The following is an 18,355-nucleotide window of genomic DNA, read 5'->3' as shown; positions in this document are numbered from 1 at the left end:
TGCCGCGCCTCACGGCGGGGCCACTCTCACTGCGGCTGTGACGGGCCTGCCCCGCTCGGTTCTACTGACCTCGACCGGCTGCGTGCGCTGAGCCTGACGAAGCGTTCTTCCGAGAGCTCCCCGGTGATGGCCGGATCGATGCTCGTGCTGTCCATTGTACGGCGTGCCGGCACCCCGGCACGCCGTTCTTCGGCATCCTGCATCCGGCATCCGCAACCTGCAGTGGATCCGCCCTCCTGCAGCACGGATCGAGCCGGACTCCACTGCATTCGCCGCGATCCCCTGCAGGATGCAGACGAGCGGGCTCAGGCGGAGCGGGCCAGATGCAGCCCCTGAGCCACCGCGCGCATGATGAGATCCTGCACGACGTGCCACTGCTTCATGACCTGGTGATAGCTGACGCGGATGACGTGGTACCCGAGCAGCTTTAGCTCGGCGTCGTGGCGGATGTCCTCGGCGCGCTGCTCTCCGACATGGGTTCCTCCGTCGATCTGCACCACCAGCCGGTCGCCAATCAGCACGTCGACACGGTGTCCGCTGATCCAGCTCTGGAAATACATCGGCAGCCGCAGCCATCGCAGCCTCGGTCGGAAGTAGGTCTCCAGTCCCGCGTCGGCGAAGGGCCAGCACTCGGCGAGAATGCGTCTGGCGACGGGTCTGAGGTCGAGTCGTTCGAGGGATTGCCTGGTCACGAGCCCTTTGTTCAACGCGGAGTCCCACGAGGCGAGCGCCTGCTCGAAAGGCTCGCAGGCCGCGATCATCACGAGCGCGTTCTCGATCGGATCCTCCAGGGCGTCCGGATGCCGTGGCACGACGGGCGTCCCCCAGTGCACAACGCTCTCGTGCGGTTTCGTGTATCTCCGCTCGCGCACGGCGCCGAGGTGCGGAATCGGATCCTCGTCGTGCACCCAGACGCCGAGGCGCCTCGCTCGGGTGACGCAGGTGAGCACGACGCCGCATCGGGCTGCGGCCACGAGCATCCGATCGGCGTCTGGCAGCGCCACCCATCCCTGGCGCACGCGAACGACGAGCCGCTCCTTCAGTGCGGTGTCGATGTCATATCGGCTGACTCCTTCGTCGAGAAGCCGCTCGACACGCGCAACGCCGCTCGTCCGGTTCATCGCGCGCAGGAGCCGAGTCCATCGCCGTGCTTGCATCTCCCGAGAATGCCTCATCCGCACAGGCTCGAGAGTCCTGTCCACAGGATTCCGTGGAGATCCGGGGGTTTCATGATTGTGCAGGAAGAGTCGCCACCGGCATCCTGCAGTGAAACCGGCCTCCTGCACGGGGAATCCGCCCGGAACTCACTGCATTCGAGCAGAACCCCTGCGGGATGCGGATGCGGAACTGCCGGCCGCGAGCAGCTCGACCGTGAACGGATGCTGAGGAGCTGCGAACACCTCGGCGGTCGCCCCCTGCTCGACGATCCGCCCGTCCTGCATCACCAGCACCTCGTCGGCGACGGCGCCGACGACGTCGAGGTCGTGCGAGACGAACACCATGGTGAGCCGCCGCTCCCGCCGCAGACGCCGCAGCAGCTCCAGCACCCGCTCGCGCACCGTGGGATCCAGGGCCGACACCGGCTCGTCGAGAACGAGGACATCGGGCTCGGCGGCCAGGGCCCTGGCGATCGCCGCGCGCTGCCGCTGACCCCCTGACAGCGCCGCAGGCCGCCGGCCGGCGAGTCGCACATCGAGACCGACCTCGGCCAATAGCTGCGCCACCCGGCCGGGCCGATCGGCCCGCGCGACGCCGCCCGCGGCGAGCGCCTCGCGCAGGGAACGGCCGATGCTCCAGCGCGGGTCGAACGCGCCGAGCGGGTTCTGGTGCACCAGCTGCACTCGGTGCTCTCCGTTCCAGTGGAGGCTCCCTGCACCTGGCCGTTCGACGCCCACGATCATCCGCGCGAGCGTCGTCTTGCCAGAGCCCGACTCGCCGACGATGCCGAGAGTGCGCCCATCGGCCACCGTGAAACCCGCATCGATCACGGCCTGCGCCGCACCGAACGCCTTCGACAGCCCCGTCGCGACGAGCACCGGGGTCAACGGCTCCGCCGCGACGGCTCTCGGCTCATGGCGCGTCGCCGCGATGAGCTGTCGGGTGTACTCGTGCTGCGGGTCGTCGAGCACCTCCCCGACCCGCCCCTGCTCGACGATCTCGCCGTCGCGCATCACGAGGATCCGGTCGGCGATCCGGCGCACCGCCGCGAAGTCGTGGCTGATGAGCAGCAGTGCCGTGCCGGCATCCGCGATCTCCCCGAGCAGACCGAGGATCCGCGCCTGCACGGTGGCGTCCAGGGCGGTTGTGGGCTCGTCGGCGATGAGCACGGCCGGCTCTGCGGCGAGCGCCGAGGCGATCAGGGCGCGCTGGCGCTGCCCGCCAGACAGCTCGAAGGCGCGCTGCCGGGCACGCCGCTCGGGTTCCGGCATCCACACGCTCCGCAGCAGTTCCTGCACGCGCCCCGCCGATGCGTCGAGCCCGTGCAGCTCCAGCGGCTCGGCGATCTCGGCGCCGATGCGCCGCAGCGGATCGAGCGAGACGAGCGCGTCCTGCGAAACGAGGCCGACACGGGCGCCGCGCAGCGCCCGCCATCCGCGCTCGCCGAGGCCCCTGGCATCCGTGCCGTCGACCTCGAGCCGTGTCGCCGTCATCCGCGCCCTGGGTGGCAGGAGTCCCAGCAGCGCACGGGCGGTCAGCGACTTGCCCGCACCCGACTCGCCGACGATGGCGACGCACTCGCCGGCGGCCACCGTGAACGCGACATCGCGCACGACGGCGCCGCCGCCGAATCCGATCCGGAGCCCCTCGACGCGCAGCACCTCGCTCATGACGCCCTCCCTGCGCGCAGCACACGCCCCACCACAGAGGCTGCGACCACGGTGAGGGTGATCGCAGCGCCGGGGAAGACGGCGATCCACCACGCCTGCCCGAGGACGTTGCGCCCTCCGGCGAGCATGAGACCCCATTCTGGCGTGGGCTCAGATGGTCCGAGCCCGAGGAAGCTGAGGCCAGCGGCGGCGAGGATGCTGGAGCCAATGCCAATCGTTGCGAGCACGCTCAGCGCGCCGAGCACGCCGGGCATGACGTGCCGCACGAACGCGGTGAATGCCCCGACCCCGAGGATCCGGGCAGCTTCAACATGCTCCGCAGTACGCAGCACCCTCGTTTGCACGCGCGCGAGGCGCACATAGACAGGGATCGCCGCGAGCGTGACGGCAATGGCGATGTTTACAGGCCCAGGACCAAGCACCGCAACCACCACGAGAGCGACGAGGAACTCAGGGAACGCCATCATCACATCGTTGACGCGCATCATGATGGCGTCAACGAAACGGGGGGCGACGCCGGCGAGAGCCCCGATCGCGAGCCCGACGACCAGGGCGATCGCCGTCGCGAGCAGGCCGATCCCCACCGACCGGCCAGCGCCGTGGACGACCCGCGCGAAGACGTCGCGTCCGCTCTGATCTGTGCCGAAGAGGTGCTCAGCGCTCGGCGGCAGCAGCGCAGCGCGCACATCGGTCGCCAGCGGATCGTGCGTCGCGATAATGCCAGGGAAGAGCGCGGCGAACGCGATGACGGCGAGCACGATGATCGCGGCCCCCAGCAGCCAGCGCCTCATCGCCGCGCCCGGCGCACCCGTGGGTCGATGAGCGGATGCAGCAGCTCGACGGCGATGTTCACGACGACGAAGACGACGGCGCTGAGCAGGATGATCCCGGTGATCACCGGGAGGTCGCGGTTGCCGATCGCCGCGAGCGTCACTCGGCCGAGTCCCGGCCGGGCGAACACGGTCTCCACCAGCACCGCGCCCCCGAGCACCGAACCGGTCAGGTAGGCGGCGAGGGTGACGGCGCCGGCGGCGCTGTGACGCAGACCATGCCGCAGCGTGAACCGCACCGGACCCGCCCCGCGGGCACGGACGGTCTCGGCGAACGGCATCCGCTCTGCCTGTTCGAGGCCGTCGCGCAGCACCTGCGAGAGGAGCGCTGCGACCGGCAGGGCGAGGGCGACAGCTGGCAGCACGAGGGTGGCGGGGTTGCGGGCGCCCGACACCGGGAACCAGCCGAGACCGAACGCGAACACGGTCAGCATCACGAGGCCGATCCAGAACACCGGCGACGACAGCACGACGAGCTCCACGGCCACGGCGATTCCGCGGCCGATGCGTCCTCGTACGAAGAGGGTCACGGCGAGGGCGAGCACCGCGGCGAGCGCGAGCGCCAGCAGCGACAGCTGCACCGTGGCGCCCAGCTGGCGCCCGATCACCTCGACCACCGGCATCCGCAGCTGGTACGACTCGCCGAGGTCTCCCCTGGCGAGATCGCCGATGAAGGTCAGGTACTGCTCCAGCGGCGGGCGATCGAGGCCGAGCTGACGACGGATGCCGTCCTTCACTTCTTCGCTCACCTGCGCCTGCGGGCCGAGCATGACCGACACAGGGTCGCCGGGGATCACCCGGAACGCGAGGAAGGCGAGCGTCGCCGCGCCCCAGAGCACGGCGACGGCGGATGCGGCGAACCCCGCGATCCTGAGCAGAGCCCCCTTCACCCGCATCCTGGTTCCTGAGCGCCCTTCCCCGGTCCCTGAGCGAGGAGCGAAGCGACGAGACGAAGGGCGCCCTTCGTCTCGCTCCGCTCGCTCAGGGACCGGAAGGCGCTCCGCTCGCTCAGGAACCGGAGGGCGCTGTCAGTCGACGCGCACATCGTAGAAGAGCGGACGTCCGTAGAGGTCGTAGGCGAGGCCGTCGACGCGCTCGCCCACCGCTGTGATCGCCGAGGGGCTGTACAGCGGCACGATCGCGACGTGCTGCGCGTTCCACTGCTGCACCTCGGCGTAGAGCGCATTGCGTGTTTCCTGATCGCTCGTGCCGACCGCCTCTTCGAGCAGTGCGTCCAGGGCGGGGTCTGCGACCTGGGAGGCGTTCTGGAATCCGTCGGTGTGCAGGTGGTTGCGCAGGAAGTCGGGGTCGACGCCCGAGAAGCCCCAGTCCGTGAGGTCGAAGGTCTTCGGCCCGTACTGCTCGTTGTACGCGCCGGGTTCGAGCACCTCGCGCACGACCTCGATGCCGATCTTCTTGAGGTCCGACTGGATGGCGTTGCCGAGGGCCGCGCGGTCGTCGGGAACGGGCGTCCACGCGATCCAGCGCACCGAGAGGCGCTGGCCGTCCTTCATGCGGATGCCGTCGACATCGCGCGTGGTCCAGCCTGCCTCGTCGAGGAGGCGCTCCGCCTCGGCGGCGTCGTACGGCCAGGTGCCTTCGAGCGAGGCGTCGTAGCCCGGCGTCGTCGATCCGAGCACGCTCCATGCCCGCGGGAACTGACCGAAGAAGATCTCCTCGACCGCGGCGTCGATGTCGATGCCCCTGGCGAACGCCTGGCGCACCTTCTCGTCGGCGAAGACGCCGTACTTCTCGTTGAGGTAGAGCGAGTAGGGCAGGCCGGGGTACTCGACGGAATCGACCGTGATACCGTCGCCGAGGTCGCTCGCCAGGTTCGGCGGGATGTTGCTGGCGAGGTCGGCCTCGCCGCTGGAGATCACACCGGTGCGCACCGATGCTTCGGGCTGGATCTCCACGCGCAGGGTCTCGAACGCGGGCGCCTTCGCGTCGTGCGGGCCCCAGGCGTAGTCGTCGTTGCGGGTGTACACGATCTCCTGATCGGGCGTGTACTCGGTGAGCACGAACGGGCCGGTGCCGACGGTGATGCCAGGGCCGCCCGCCTTGAGCTCGTCGCCGGACTCCTCCAGCACCTTCGGCGAGTAGAAGCCGAGCTGCGGCGTGCTCGCGGCCTGCAGGAACGGGGCGTACGGCTGGGTGAAGGTCACCTTCACGGTGTAGTCGCCTGTGACCTCTGTGCCCTTGTAGAAGTCCGCGCCGAGCATGCTGGCCGCCTGGGCCGACTCCGTCTCGGGGTCGACGATGCGGTCGAAGTTCGCCTTGACGGCGGCGGCGTCGAACTTCTCCCCGTCGGTGAAGGTGACGTCGTCGCGGAGCTCGAAGGTGTACTCGGTGCTGTCCGGCGACACGTCCCAGTCCGTGGCGAGCCACGGCGAGAACGATCCGTCGGCCTCCTGGAACACCAGGGAGTCGAGGACGGCACGTTGCACCATGCCCGACACGTCGAGCTGGCTGATCTGCGGGTCCATGTGCCCGGCCGAGAGGTTCGCACCCTCGATCGACCAGACGAGTTCGCCCCCGTCGCCGGCGGGGTCGTTCACCGTCGTCGCGCAGGCGCTGAGGAGGAGGGCGGATGCCGCGGCGACGGCGGCGAAGGGAAGAAGGCGACGCGCGGGGCGTGCAGGCATGGCGATTCCTCGGGAAGATCGGATCGGGATGCTCCGATTCTACGGTCCGGTTCTTGGACTCGGTCGATGTACGTCGATGTCGTTACCCGGTCGGTACACTGAGTGCACATCCACGCTCAGGCACGCTCACACAGTGCCGCATACATCGCTCAAGGAGACCTTCCATGTCCGCCATCCCCGACAAACCAGCACTCGAAGGTCTCGAAGCGAAGTGGGACGACGCGTGGGCCGCGCACGGCACATACCTGTTCGACCGCTCCCGCGCCGCCGAGACGGGTCGTGAGGGCGTCTATTCGATCGACACCCCGCCGCCCACGGCATCCGGCTCGCTCCACATCGGTCACGTGTTCTCGTACACCCACACCGACATCAAGGCCCGGTTCGAGCGGATGCGCGGCAAGAACGTGTTCTACCCGATGGGGTGGGACGACAACGGTCTGCCCACCGAGCGCCGCGTGCAGAACTACTACGGCGTGCGCTGCGACCCCTCGCTCCCCTACGACCCCGACTTCACCCCGCCCTTCGAGGGCGGCGACAACAAGTCGTCCCGCGCGGCCGACCAGAAGCCGATCAGCCGGCGCAACTTCATCGAGCTCTGCGAGAAGCTGACGGTCGAGGACGAGAAGCAGTTCGAGGCCCTGTTCCGTCAGCTCGGCCTCAGCGTCGACTGGACGCAGACGTACCGCACGATCTCGGATGACACGATCCGGCAGAGCCAGCTCGCGTTCCTGCGCAACATCGAGCGCGGCGAGGCGTACCAGGCGCTCGCCCCGACGCTGTGGGACATCGACTTCCGCTCGGCCATCGCCCAGGCCGAGCTCGAGGACCGCGACCAGCAGGCCTCGTACCACACCATCGACTTCCCGTTCGCGGACGGCACCGGCGCGATCACGATCGAGACCACCCGGCCCGAGCTGCTCCCCGCGTGCATCGCGATCGTGACGCACCCCGATGGCCCGCACAAGCACCTCATCGGCACGAAGGTGAAGACCCCCTTCTTCGGCGCCGAGATCGAGATCCACGGCCACCACCTCGCCCTGGCCGACAAAGGAACGGGCGCCGCGATGGTGTGCACCTTTGGCGACGTGACTGACATCGTCTGGTGGCGCGAGCTGCGCACGGCCGATGGCCGGGATCTGCCGAACATGACGACCATCGGCCTCGACGGACGCTTCCTCCCCGAGGCGCCAGCCCTGGTGGCGTCCGCCGAAGCCCGCGGCTGGTACGAGGAGCATCTCGCCGGCAAGACCGTGTTCTCGGCCCGCAAGGAGATCGCCGAGAAGCTGACGGAGACCGGCGACATGACCGCCGTCGGGAAGCCCTTCAACCACGCCGTGAAGTTCTTCGAGAAGGGCGACCGCCCGCTCGAGATCGTCTCGACCCGGCAGTGGTACATCCGCAACGGCGCCCGTGACGCCGAGCTGCGCGACCAGCTCCTCGCCAATGGCTCGGAGCTCACCTGGCACCCCGATTTCATGCGCGTGCGCTACGAGAACTGGGTGGGCGGCCTCACGGGCGACTGGCTGGTGTCGCGTCAGCGCTTCTTCGGTGTGCCGATCCCGCTCTGGTACGCGCTCGACGAGAACGGCGAGCGCGACTACGACCGCGTGCTCACCCCTGACTACGCGAGCCTGCCGATCGACCCGACGACCGACGTCCCGGCCGGGTACACGGAGGATCAGCGCGGCAAAGCAGGCGGGTTCGACGCCGAGGCCGACATCCTCGACACCTGGGCGACGTCGTCTCTGACCCCGCAGCTCGCCGGCGGCTGGCAGCGCGACGAGGAGCTGTGGCAGCTCACCGCGCCCTTCGACCTGCGCCCGCAGGGCCAGGACATCATCCGCACCTGGCTGTTCTCGACCATGCTGCGCTCGACGCTCGAGGATGCCCGCACGCCGTGGCGCAATGCCGCCATCAGCGGGTTCATCGTCGACCCCGACCGCAAGAAGATGTCGAAGTCGAAGGGCAATGTGGTCACGCCCGCCGACATCCTCGACACGCACGGATCGGATGCCGTGCGCTACTGGTCCGCATCGAGCCGCCTCGGCATGGACGCCGCCTTCGACCCGCAGAACCCCACGCAGGTGAAGATCGGTCGTCGCCTGGCGATCAAGGTGCTGAACGCGGCGAAGTTCGTGCTGTCCTTCCCCGTGCCCGAGGGTGCGCAGGTCACGCGCGCCCTGGACGCGTCGATGCTCACCGCCCTCGACGCGGTGATCGTCGAGGCCACGAAGGCCTTCGAGAACTACGACCAGGCGAAGGCGCTCGAGGTCACCGAGGCCTTCTTCTGGACGTTCTGCGACGACTACCTCGAGCTCGTCAAGGAGCGCGCCTACAACCGGAACGACGTGGGGCAGGCCTCCGCCGCCCTCGCGCTGCGCCTGGCTCTGTCGTCGCTGCTGCGCCTGCTCGCGCCGATCCTGTCGTTCGCGACGGAGGAGGCGTGGTCGTGGTTCGAGGAGGGCTCGATCCACACCGCCGCGTGGCCGACCGCTCGCGGCATCGAGGGCGACGCCGCCGTACTGTCGGCCGCGAGCGAGGCCCTGATCGGCATCCGCCGTGCGAAGACCGAGGCCAAGGCCTCGCAGAAGACGCCGGTGTCGCGGGCCGTGATCGCCGCACCCGCTGCGAAGCTCGAGGCGCTGCGCGCTGCCGCCGACGACCTCCGCGCGGTCGGGCGCATCGCCGAGCTCGAGTTCACCGAGGCCGAGGAGTTCGCGGTGACCGCGATCGAACTGGCCCCGGTCGAGGACCTCTGATGCAGCTCGGCACGCGCTGGGCCGCGGGGTCGGAGCCACCGGCATCCGTTCCCGCGGCCCTGCGCCCGGCGATCGCCGAGGTCGAGGCGAAAGGCCTCACCGGGCATTGGACGCTCACCTGGCTCGAGGGCCGCGCGATCGCGGAGCTCGACGCCGGCTGGGAGGTCCTGCAGACCGCTGCGGGCGAGGTCATCGCGAGAGCGTTCGAGGACTGAGAGCGCTCCTCGCTCGGGCGAGCGCGCCACCGTCAGTGCGGCGGCGCTGCGCGCGCGTCGTGGTCGAGGCCATGCGGCGTGTGATGGCTAGGCTCGAGGAATGACCGCCGACGCCAACCCGCTGCTCTCCCCGCCCTCGCTCCCCTACGGCCTCCCCGATTACCGCGAGATCAGGGCCGAGCACTACCTTCCCGCGTTCGAGGCGGCGTTCGAGGCGCATCTCGGCGAGATCGCTCGCATCACCGGCGACCCATCGGCGCCCACCTTCGAGAACACGATCGAGGCGCTCGAGCGCGCGGGCGAGCTGCTCGACCGCGTCGCCTGCGCCTTCTACACCGTGAGCTCCTCCGATGCGACCGACGCGATCCAGGCCGTCGACGAGCAGCTCTCGCCGCTGCTGGCCGCACACGACGACGCGATCACCCTGGACGGCGCGCTGTACGCGCGGGTCCGCGCCGCGCACGAGCGCCTGGACGACCTCGATCTCACGGCCGAGCAGCGCTATCTCGTCGAACGCCGGTTCCGCGAGATGACGCACGCCGGAGCGGCGCTCGACGACGAGGCGAAGGCGCAGCTCACCGCGCTCAACCAGCGGCTGTCGACGCTGAGCACGACCTTCGAGCGCAACCTGCTGAACGACACGAACGAGCTGGCCGTCGTGTTCGACGACGCGGCGGCGCTGGACGGGTTGAGCAGCGGGGAGCTCTCCGCTGCGGCGCGCGCGGCCGCCGATCGCGACCTCGACGGACGCTATCTCGTCACCCTGCCGCTGTTCACCGGGCACCCGTACCTCGCCCAGCTCCGCGACCGGGAGTCGCGACGCCGCATCATGGCCGCATCCCTCGCCCGCGGCTCCCGCGACGATGCGAACGACAACCGGCCGGTGCTGCGCGAGATCGTCCGCCTGCGCGCCGAGCGCGCGGCTCTGCTCGGCTACGACTCGCACGCCGCGTACGTCACCGCCGACGAGACAGCGGGCAGTCCAGAGGCGGTGGAGCGGATGCTGCGCGCACTCGCCGCCCCCGCGGCCCGCAACATCCGCGCCGAGCGCGAGGCGCTGCAGGCCATCGTCGACGAGACCGCGCCGGAGCCGTTCACGATCGAGGCGCACGACTGGACGTTCTACACCGAGAAGGTCCGCCAGGCGCAGTTCGACATCGATACCGCGGCGCTGCGCCCCTGGTTCGAGGCCGAACGAGTGCTGCAGGACGGCGTCTTCTTCGCCGCGACCCGGCTGTACGGCATCACGTTCGAGGAGCGGCCGGATCTTCCCGCCTACCACCCCGGGGCCCGCGTGTTCGAGGTTTTCGAGGAGGACGGCACCGCTCTCGGCCTCTTCATCCTCGACCTCTACACACGCGACACGAAGCGCGGAGGCGCCTGGATGAACCCGATCGTGAGCCAGTCCCGGCTACGAGGAACGAAACCCGTCGTGGTGAACAACCTCAACGTCCCGCGACCAGGCGACGGCGAGCCGACGCTGCTGACCCTCGACGAGGTCACCACGCTCTTCCACGAGTTCGGGCATGCACTGCACGGCCTGTTCGCGACCGTCACCTATCCGCACTTCGCCGGCACCAACGTGTTCCGCGACTTCGTCGAGTTTCCCAGCCAGGTGAACGAGATGTGGATCCTGTGGAGCGAGGTGCTCGACAACTACGCCCGCCATCACGAGACGGGCGAGCCGCTGGATCCGAGCATCGTCGAGCGGTTACGGGCGACCGAGACGTTCGACCAGGGCCACGCCACCGGCGAGTACCTGGCGGCGGCGTGGCTCGACCAGGCCTGGCATCGCATCCCCGCCGACACATCGGTCTACGACGTCGCCGCGTTCGAGGCCGCAGCCCTCGCCGACATCGGCCTGAGCGATCCGGTCGTCCCGACGCGGTACTCATCCGCTTACTTCGCGCACGTGTTCTCCGGCGGCTACAGCGCCGGCTACTACTCGTACATCTGGAGCGAGGTCCTCGACGCCGACACCGTCGAGTGGTTCCGGGAGAACGGCGGCCTCACCCGGGAGAACGGCGACCGCTTCCGCGCGCGGCTGCTGGGCGTTGGCGGATCGAAGGACCCGCTGGAGGCGTATCGCGACTTCCGCGAACGCGACGCCGAGATCGGCCCTCTGCTGCAGCGGCGCGGACTGGAACGATGACGGCATGAGTGCATCCCCCGAGCATCCGTTCGGCCCCTACGAGGGGCTGGGCGCCGACTGGCGAGGGCTCGTCGAGCGCGCGCCGGCCTGATGAGGATCAGCGGCTCAGCTCTCCGGCTCAGGCGACGTCGCCGTCATCGGATGCCGCGCTCGGCGATCCGCGCGAGCGTCTGCGCCGCTGCTTCGGAGAACAGGCCGTCCGAGAGGGCCTGGGCTGCGACATCACGAGCATCGCGTCCGTCGACGGCGGCGCGCACCTTCACCCACCCCTGCACGGCCGCGGAGATCACGGGCGTGAGCTGAGCGAGCCGGTGCAGACGCTCGAGGTCCTCAGGCAGAGCGCGATGCAGGAGGAAGTATGCCGCCCCGCCTCGGAAGACCGAGGACTTGCGTCGTTCGCATTCGTCGAGAACTTCGTCCAGACGCGGGTCCTCCCGCGCCGCCAGCGCGTCGAGGAAGGTCCACACGAGCACATCCCTGGGGGCGTGGGAGTAGATGCGCTTCCAATCGGACATCAGCGCTTCGAACGCCTCGTCGTCGAGATCCGGGATCTGCACGGCCCAGCGCACCGCGTACGCCTGTGCGGCGAGGTCACCGTGCGCCAGCACCGCTGCCAGCCAGTCGCGCTCGGCGGAGCTCCAGCCCTCTGGTCTCCTCTTCTCGAGCGGCGCCGTGAGTCGGCGGATCCGATCCTTCACCGCGGCGGTATCGGACGGGTCGGGGAAGGGCTTCTCGTTGCGCGCCGCGAGGGCATCGCTGACGATCTCGAAGGCACCGCCCGGTCCGTGATCGACGATCCGGAACGGCGCGGGGATGCCGCTCAGGGTCGCACGCACGCGGGCATGATCACCGCCCCAATGGATGAGCAGCCCGGCCGTGAGATCGCCGTCGCCGTCGAACACCCAGTCGGTCTGGCGGTGCCAGAAGACCCAGTGCGGATGCCCGATGCGACGGCGCTTCGCGACCGCTCGCGCCTCCGCGTGCCCTTCACCCTGGTCGTACCGCTGCGGATCCGGGGGCAGCGCCACGAAGTCGCCGCGATCGATGCGGCGGAAGAACGCGGCGATGGCACCGCGTTCGCCCTGCATCCGACGAACCCTCACGCGCTCTTGCGTTTGCGCACCATGACCACGGTGGGCGGTGCGCCATCATCGACGGACGCACGGGTCACGACGACCTTGGCCACGTCGTCGACCGAGGGGATCTCGAACATGATCGGCCCGAGCACGTCTTCGAGGATCGCACGGAGCCCGCGGGCCCCTGTCTTGCGCTCGACGGCGAGGTCGGCGATGGAGCGCAGTGCGTCCTCCTCGAACTCCAGTTGGACGCCGTCGAGCTCGAACATGCGCTGATACTGCTTGACCAGGGCGTTGCGGGGACCGGTGAGGATGTCGATCAGTGCCTCCTGGTCGAGCGGCGAGACCGATGCCACCACGGGCAGACGGCCGATGAACTCGGGGATGAGACCGAACTTGTGCAGGTCTTCGGGGAGCACCTCGCTGAACAGGTCGAGATCCTTGCCCTTGTCGTGCAGCGGCGCACCGAAGCCGACGCCGTGCTTGCCGACGCGCGCGGAGACGATGTCCTCGAGTCCGGCGAAGGCGCCCGCCACGATGAACAGGACGTTGGTCGTGTCGATCTGCAGGAACTCCTGGTGGGGATGCTTGCGCCCGCCCTGGGGCGGCACCGAGGCCACAGTGCCCTCGAGGATCTTCAGCAGCGCCTGCTGCACACCCTCACCGGAGACGTCGCGGGTGATCGAGGGGTTCTCGGCCTTGCGCGCGATCTTGTCGATCTCGTCGATGTAGATGATGCCCGTCTCGGCGCGCTTGGTGTCGTAGTCGGCCGCCTGCAGCAGCTTGAGCAGGATGTTCTCGACGTCTTCACCGACGTAGCCGGCCTCGGTGAGGGCCGTGGCGTCGGCGACGGCGAACGGCACGTTGAGGCGCTTCGCCAGGGTCTGCGCGAGGTAGGTCTTGCCGCACCCGGTCGGCCCGAGCAACAGGATGTTGCTCTTGGCGACCTCGATCTCCTCGGCCTTCTGCTCTGCGGGCTGGAGCGTGCCACGGGCGCGCACCCGCTTGTAGTGGTTGTACACCGCCACGCAGAGCGCCTTCTTGGCGGCCTCCTGCCCGACGACGTACTCCTCGAGGAAGGAGAAGATCTCCCGCGGCTTGGGCAGTTCGAGCTCCGCCGTGCCGGTCGCTGCGGACTCGGCCATGCGCTCTTCGATGATCTCGTTGCACAGCTCGACGCACTCGTCGCAGATGTACACGCCGGGGCCAGCGATCAGCTGCTGTACCTGCTTCTGGCTCTTTCCGCAGAAAGAGCATTTGAACAGGTCAGCGCTCTCACCGATACGGGCCATGCGCGTCCTCCTCTGGATGCCGAGATCGTCATCCGAGCCTAACCGGTGCGTCGGACACCGGGACGCATTGGCGCCGACTCGGTCCGTCGAGTCCGCGCCGCCGCCCCCATCCGCCGACGCCCCACCTGAGCGCCGACGCCCCACCTGAGCGACGTCCGCCCGGTGGGGCGTGGACGAGCAGGTGGGGCGTCGGCGGAGAAAAGGATCAGACCAGGCTCTTCGTATGCCAGACCGTCTTCACCTCGGTGAAGGCGGCGATCCGCTCGGGGGAGGCGACGACCGCTCCCGGCGTGAGCACCCGCTTGAGGGTCTCGGCCGCCGCGATCTGCAGGTCGACCCACTCGAGGTCGCCGGCTCCGGCGAGATCGAGCGCGTTGACATCCTGATGCGAGGCGAGCCACGGCGCGATCTCGGCCGGCGACCCGGTGAGGACGTTCACCACTCCCCCCGGTACGTCGCTCGTAGCGAGCACTTCGGCGAGGGTGATGGCGGAGAGCGGATGCCGCTCGCCGGCGATCACGACGACGGTGTTGCCGGCGACCAGCGCCGGCGCGACGACCGAGACGAGACCGAGCAGGGCTGAATCCTGCGGCGCGACGATCGCGACGACACCGGTCGGCTCGGGAACCGAGATGTTGAAGTAGGGGCCCGACACGGGGTTCGCATTGCCGGCGACCTGCACGTACTTGTCGCACCAGCCCGCGTACCAGACCCAGAGGTCGATCGCGTCGTCGACCTGGGCGCCGGCGACCGCCGCGGTGACGCCCTCCTGGGCGACGATCTCCTCGACGAACTGGGCGCGGCGGCCCTCGAGCACCTCGGCGACGCGGTAGAGCACCTGGCCGCGGTTGTACGCTGTCGCCCCTGACCAGCCCTTCACCGCCGCGCGCGCGGCGACGACGGCATCCCTGGCGTCCTTGCGCGACGCCTTCGCCGCGTTCGCGAGGAAGGCGCCCTGCGCCGAGAGGACCTCGTAGGTGCGCCCGGACTCGCTGCGGGGGAAGGCCCCTCCGATGGCGAGCTTGTACGTCTTGGGAACGGTGAGTCGCTTGCTCATGATGCTGCTCCCTTGAGGTAAGCGGTGAGACCGTGCCGGCCGCCCTCGCGGCCATATCCGGATTCCTTGTAGCCGCCGAACGGGCTCGCCGGGTCGAAACGATTGAACGTGTTCGCCCAGATGACACCGGCGCGCAGCTTGTCGGCGACGGCGAGGATGCGCGAGCCCTTGTCGCTCCAGATGCCCGCGGAGAGGCCGTAGGGTGTGTTGTTCGCCTTGGCGATGGCCTCGGCCGGCGTGCGGAAGGTGAGCACCGACAGCACAGGCCCGAACACCTCGTCGCGGGCGATGCGGTGCGAGGCCTCGACGCCCGTGAAGATCGTCGGGGCGAACCAGAACCCCTTCTCGGGGATCGCGCACTCGGCGCTCCAGCGCTCGGCGCCCTCGGCCTCGCCGATGTCGCTGAGCTCGCGGATGCGGGCGAGCTGGGCTGCGGAGTTGATGGCGCCGATGTCGGTGTTCTTATCGAGCGGATCGCCGAGGCGCAGCGTGGACAGGCGGCTCTTCAACCGGTCGACGACCTCGTCGTGGATCGACTCCTGCGCGAGCAGACGGCTGCCGGCGCAGCACACGTGCCCCTGGTTGAAGAAGATGCCGTTGACGATGCCCTCGATCGCCTGGTCGATGGGCGCGTCGTCGAACACGATGTTGGCGGCCTTCCCGCCGAGCTCCAGCGTGAGCTTCTTGCCGGTGCCCGCGACGGCGCGCGCGATGTCGCGCCCGACGCCGGTGGAGCCGGTGAAAGCGACCTTGTCGACGTCGGGATGCCGGACGAGTGCGGCGCCCGTCGCACCGGCGCCGGTGATGATGTTCGCCACGCCTGCCGGAAGATCGGCCTGCTGCAGGATCTCGGCGAAGATGAGCGCCGTCAGCGGCGTGGTCTCGGCGGGCTTGAGCACGACGGTGTTGCCGGCGGCGAGGGCCGGGGCGAGCTTCCACGCGAGCATGAGCAGCGGGAAGTTCCACGGGATCACCTGACCGGCGACGCCGAGCGCACGGGGGTTCGCGCCGAGGCCCGCGTAGTCGAGCTTGTCGGCCCAGCCCGCGTAGTAGAAGAACCACGAGGCGACCAGTGGCACATCGACGTCGCGGCTCTCCTTGATCGGCTTGCCGTTGTCGAGGCTCTCGGCGACCGCGAGCTCTCGCGCGCGCTCCTGCACGAGACGGGCGATGCGGAAGAGGTACTTGCCGCGGTCGCGCCCGCTCATCTTCGACCAGGTCTTCTCGTACGCGCGGCGCGCGGCGGCCACGGCCCGGTCGACGTCGTCATCGGAAGCTGCGGCGATCTCAGCGATGGGGGACTCGTCCGACGGTGAGACGGTCACGAAGCTCTTGCCGGACCCGTCCACGAACTCGCCGTCGATGAACAGGCCGTAGCTGTCCCGAAGATTCAGGATCGCCGTCGACTCCGGCGCTGGTGCATATTCCAGGAATGACATATTTACCTCAGTCGATCGTGACGTAGTCGGGGCCGGAGTAGTGGCCGGTGGTGAGCTTCTGGCGCTGCAGCAGCACGTCGTTGAGCAGGCTCGAGGCGCCGAAACGGAACAGGTGCGGCTGCAGCCACTCCTCGCCCACGGTCTCGGCGACCGTGACGAGGTACTTCACGGCATCCTTCGACGAGCGGATGCCGCCTGCCGGCTTCACGCCGATCTTCTCCCCGGTGCCGCGATACCAGTCGCGGACGGTCTCCAGCATGAGCAGCGTGGTCGGCAGCGTGGCCGCGGGCTGCACCTTCCCTGTGGAGGTCTTGATGAAGTCGCCCCCGGCGAGGATACCCAGCCACGACGCCCGCTTGATGTTGTCGTAGGTGTTCAGCTCTCCGGTCTCCAGGATCACCTTGAGCGAGGCGTACGACCCGTCCGAACGGCGGCACGCCTCCTTGACGGCGGCGATCTGGTCGAAGACCAGCCCGTACCGGCCGGAGAGGAAGGCACCGCGGTCGATCACCATGTCGATCTCGTCGGCACCGGCAGCGACCGCCTCTGCCGTGTCGGCGAGCTTGACGGCCAGGGATGAGCGTCCGCTCGGGAAGGCGGTGGCGACGGCGGCGACGGAGATCTGGCCGTCATCGGGGTCTCCGTGGCGTACGCCGAGCGCCTCGACGGCATGAGCGACCATGTCGCCGTACACGCAGACGGCAGCGACGAGAGGCGTCGTCGGATCCGCAGCATCGGGCGTCTTCGCCTTCGCGACCAGCGAGCGCACTTTGCCGGGGGTGTCGGCGCCCTCGAGCGTCGTCAGGTCGATGAGCCTGATGATGGTGTCGAGCGCCCACGCCTTCGAGGTGGTCTTGATGGACCGTGTCCCCAGGCCCGCGGCGCGCTGCTCGAGGCCGACGGCGTCGACCCCCGGCAATCCGTGCAGGAATCGGCGCAGCGTCGCGTCATCGGGCTCACCGCCCAGCACGTCGACCGCCGGACGGCGGCTGAGTTCTGTGGTCGTCATCGTTCCTCCAACAGTGCTCTGGCTGTGTTCTCGTCTGTCACGATCACGCTGCACAGGCCGCTGGTCACGACTGTGCGCGCGATGTCATGCTTGGCTTCGCCGGTGGCCACGAAAATCGCTCTGTCGGCGGCGCGCAGCCGCGCGAGCTGCACGCCGACGGTGCGGGCGTCGAGCTGCGGATCGACGATGTTGCCGTCGGCGTCGATGTACCGGCCGAGGACGTCGCCGACCGCGCCGCGGCGCGCGAGTTCCTCGACGTCGGATGCCGTCAGATAGCCGTTCTCGACATGGGCCGAGCTCGCGTCGCAGGGCCCGGCCGTAAACAGGAAGGCCTGCGCCTGCGCGGCCTCCTCGAGCACGGCGGCGACGGTGCGATCGGATTCGATGGCCTGCTTCGTCTCCACCCGCTCGAGGATGGCGGGGCTCGGCAGCAGGGAGACGTGCCCCGATGCGCGCTGTGCGATCGTGACGGCGAGGCCAGCCGCACCGCCGGAGCGCCGGTTCAGGCTCACTCCCCCGTTGAGCTGCACGACGGTCACACCGGTCGCCCAGCCGTCGGGCAGCGCCTCGGCGACAGCCCGCAGGGTGCGGCCCCAGCTCACACCGAGCGTGCGCGGCACTGGGCGCATGCTGCCCAGATAGTCGGCCGCCGCCTGCGCGACGCGCTCGAGCGTGCCCTCGTCGCCGTCCGGCGCCGGCACGACGATGGCCGCGGAGAGACCGTGACGCTCGACGAGCTGACGCTCGAGTCCGAGCCGGCGGGCACGCGGGTGCACGATCTCGATGCGCACGATGCCGCGCTCACGCGCCTGGGTGAGCAGGCGGCCGACCTTCCAGCGGGAGATCTTGAGGAGGGCGCCGATCTCGTCCTGCGTCTTGTCCTCGTCGTAGTAGAGCTCTGCGACGCGAACCATGACCAGCTCTTCTTCCACGGCATCCTCCTTCCTCGACCAGGATAGGGCGATTCCCGCGTCCGCGCATCACAATGCTCATATGAGCAGACGAGGCGCAGGCGGATGCGCAAAAGGACGCCGCCCCGAGGGCGACGTCCTT

14 protein-coding genes are annotated in these 18,355 nt (G+C 69.3%); 3 read left to right on the top strand and 11 right to left on the bottom strand.

What is annotated here, in order from left to right; all coding sequences use genetic code 11:
• Positions 1–305: 305 nt before the first annotated feature.
• From QM568_RS07455 to QM568_RS07435, 5 genes are all read right to left on the bottom strand, one after another.
• Positions 306–1,157: an endonuclease domain-containing protein gene (locus tag QM568_RS07455; protein WP_415137376.1), complete on the bottom strand. Its 852-nt coding sequence runs from the start codon at positions 1,155–1,157 to the stop codon at positions 306–308.
• Between the two features lie 147 nt (positions 1,158–1,304).
• A complete protein-coding gene (locus QM568_RS07450) occupies positions 1,305–2,828 on the bottom strand; it encodes an ATP-binding cassette domain-containing protein (RefSeq protein ID WP_415137374.1) in 1,524 nt (507 codons plus the stop codon).
• On the bottom strand, positions 2,825–3,619 hold the full coding sequence (locus tag QM568_RS07445; protein ID WP_415137372.1) for an ABC transporter permease: 795 nt from the start codon (positions 3,617–3,619) through the stop codon (positions 2,825–2,827). The genes QM568_RS07450 and QM568_RS07445 overlap by 4 nt, the downstream gene beginning before the upstream one ends.
• Positions 3,616–4,548: an ABC transporter permease gene (locus QM568_RS07440; protein WP_415137370.1), complete on the bottom strand. Its 933-nt coding sequence runs from the start codon at positions 4,546–4,548 to the stop codon at positions 3,616–3,618. The genes QM568_RS07445 and QM568_RS07440 overlap by 4 nt, the downstream gene beginning before the upstream one ends.
• A 138-nt stretch (positions 4,549–4,686) precedes the next feature.
• Positions 4,687–6,303, bottom strand: coding sequence for an ABC transporter substrate-binding protein (locus QM568_RS07435; RefSeq protein ID WP_415137368.1), 1,617 nt, complete (start codon positions 6,301–6,303; stop codon positions 4,687–4,689).
• Between the two features lie 164 nt (positions 6,304–6,467).
• On the opposite strand from QM568_RS07435, the gene valS reads away from it, so the two are divergent.
• From valS to QM568_RS07420, 3 genes are all read left to right on the top strand, one after another.
• Positions 6,468–9,062, top strand: coding sequence for a valine--tRNA ligase (valS, locus tag QM568_RS07430; RefSeq protein ID WP_415137366.1), 2,595 nt, complete (start codon positions 6,468–6,470; stop codon positions 9,060–9,062).
• Positions 9,062–9,277 carry a hypothetical protein gene (locus QM568_RS07425; RefSeq protein WP_415137364.1) on the top strand — a complete coding sequence of 72 codons (216 nt, stop codon included), beginning with the start codon at positions 9,062–9,064 and terminating at the stop codon, positions 9,275–9,277. The genes valS and QM568_RS07425 overlap by 1 nt, the downstream gene beginning before the upstream one ends.
• A 100-nt stretch (positions 9,278–9,377) precedes the next feature.
• Positions 9,378–11,429 (top strand): M3 family metallopeptidase, encoded by a 2,052-nt coding sequence (locus QM568_RS07420; RefSeq protein ID WP_415137362.1) that lies wholly within the window; start codon positions 9,378–9,380, stop codon positions 11,427–11,429.
• 134 nt (positions 11,430–11,563) lie between these two features.
• Here the strand turns inward: QM568_RS07420 and QM568_RS07415 are convergent, their stop codons facing one another.
• The 6 genes from QM568_RS07415 to QM568_RS07390 all read right to left on the bottom strand — a co-directional run bounded on the left by QM568_RS07415 (position 11,564) and on the right by QM568_RS07390 (position 18,234).
• Positions 11,564–12,517 (bottom strand): hypothetical protein, encoded by a 954-nt coding sequence (locus tag QM568_RS07415; protein ID WP_415137360.1) that lies wholly within the window; start codon positions 12,515–12,517, stop codon positions 11,564–11,566.
• A gap of 11 nt (positions 12,518–12,528) precedes the next feature.
• Complete coding sequence (gene clpX / locus QM568_RS07410; protein WP_415137358.1) at positions 12,529–13,797, bottom strand: ATP-dependent Clp protease ATP-binding subunit ClpX; 1,269 nt, start codon at positions 13,795–13,797, stop codon at positions 12,529–12,531.
• A 205-nt stretch (positions 13,798–14,002) separates the two neighbouring features.
• On the bottom strand, positions 14,003–14,854 hold the full coding sequence (locus QM568_RS07405; protein ID WP_415137357.1) for an aldehyde dehydrogenase family protein: 852 nt from the start codon (positions 14,852–14,854) through the stop codon (positions 14,003–14,005).
• Complete coding sequence (locus QM568_RS07400; protein WP_415137356.1) at positions 14,851–16,293, bottom strand: aldehyde dehydrogenase family protein; 1,443 nt, start codon at positions 16,291–16,293, stop codon at positions 14,851–14,853. Before QM568_RS07400 ends, QM568_RS07405 begins: the two co-directional genes overlap by 4 nt.
• A gap of 7 nt (positions 16,294–16,300) precedes the next feature.
• The gene (gene deoC, locus QM568_RS07395; protein ID WP_415137354.1) at positions 16,301–17,302 is read right to left on the bottom strand and encodes a deoxyribose-phosphate aldolase; all 1,002 of its coding nucleotides are present in this window, start codon (positions 17,300–17,302) and stop codon (positions 16,301–16,303) included.
• Entirely contained in the window at positions 17,299–18,234 is a 936-nt protein-coding gene (locus QM568_RS07390; protein ID WP_415137352.1) for a sugar-binding transcriptional regulator, read from the bottom strand. The genes deoC and QM568_RS07390 overlap by 4 nt, the downstream gene beginning before the upstream one ends.
• Between the last annotated feature and the right edge of the window lie 121 nt (positions 18,235–18,355).

Source organism: Microbacterium sp. (genome assembly GCF_047607465.1).
Taxonomy (GTDB): Bacteria; Actinomycetota; Actinomycetes; order Actinomycetales; family Microbacteriaceae; genus Microbacterium.
The sequence above is the reverse complement of the archived record's forward strand: the minus strand, read 5'-3'. Positions and strand labels throughout refer to the sequence as shown.

Excerpts from the sequence above, each read along its gene's own strand:
- QM568_RS07435 (WP_415137368.1), bottom strand. The coding sequence starts at position 6,303 with ATGCCTGCACGCCCCGCGCGTCGCCTTCTTCCCTTCGCCGCCGTCGCC.
- QM568_RS07445 (WP_415137372.1), bottom strand. The coding sequence starts at position 3,619 with ATGAGGCGCTGGCTGCTGGGGGCCGCGATCATCGTGCTCGCCGTCATC.
- QM568_RS07415 (WP_415137360.1), bottom strand. The coding sequence starts at position 12,517 with ATGCAGGGCGAACGCGGTGCCATCGCCGCGTTCTTCCGCCGCATCGAT.
- QM568_RS07400 (WP_415137356.1), bottom strand. The coding sequence starts at position 16,293 with ATGTCATTCCTGGAATATGCACCAGCGCCGGAGTCGACGGCGATCCTG.
- QM568_RS07455 (WP_415137376.1), bottom strand. The coding sequence starts at position 1,157 with ATGCAAGCACGGCGATGGACTCGGCTCCTGCGCGCGATGAACCGGACG.
- valS (WP_415137366.1), top strand. The coding sequence starts at position 6,468 with ATGTCCGCCATCCCCGACAAACCAGCACTCGAAGGTCTCGAAGCGAAG.
- QM568_RS07420 (WP_415137362.1), top strand. The coding sequence starts at position 9,378 with ATGACCGCCGACGCCAACCCGCTGCTCTCCCCGCCCTCGCTCCCCTAC.
- QM568_RS07425 (WP_415137364.1), top strand. The coding sequence starts at position 9,062 with ATGCAGCTCGGCACGCGCTGGGCCGCGGGGTCGGAGCCACCGGCATCC.
- QM568_RS07405 (WP_415137357.1), bottom strand. The coding sequence starts at position 14,854 with ATGAGCAAGCGACTCACCGTTCCCAAGACGTACAAGCTCGCCATCGGA.
- QM568_RS07450 (WP_415137374.1), bottom strand. The coding sequence starts at position 2,828 with ATGAGCGAGGTGCTGCGCGTCGAGGGGCTCCGGATCGGATTCGGCGGC.
- clpX (WP_415137358.1), bottom strand. The coding sequence starts at position 13,797 with ATGGCCCGTATCGGTGAGAGCGCTGACCTGTTCAAATGCTCTTTCTGC.
- deoC (WP_415137354.1), bottom strand. The coding sequence starts at position 17,302 with ATGACGACCACAGAACTCAGCCGCCGTCCGGCGGTCGACGTGCTGGGC.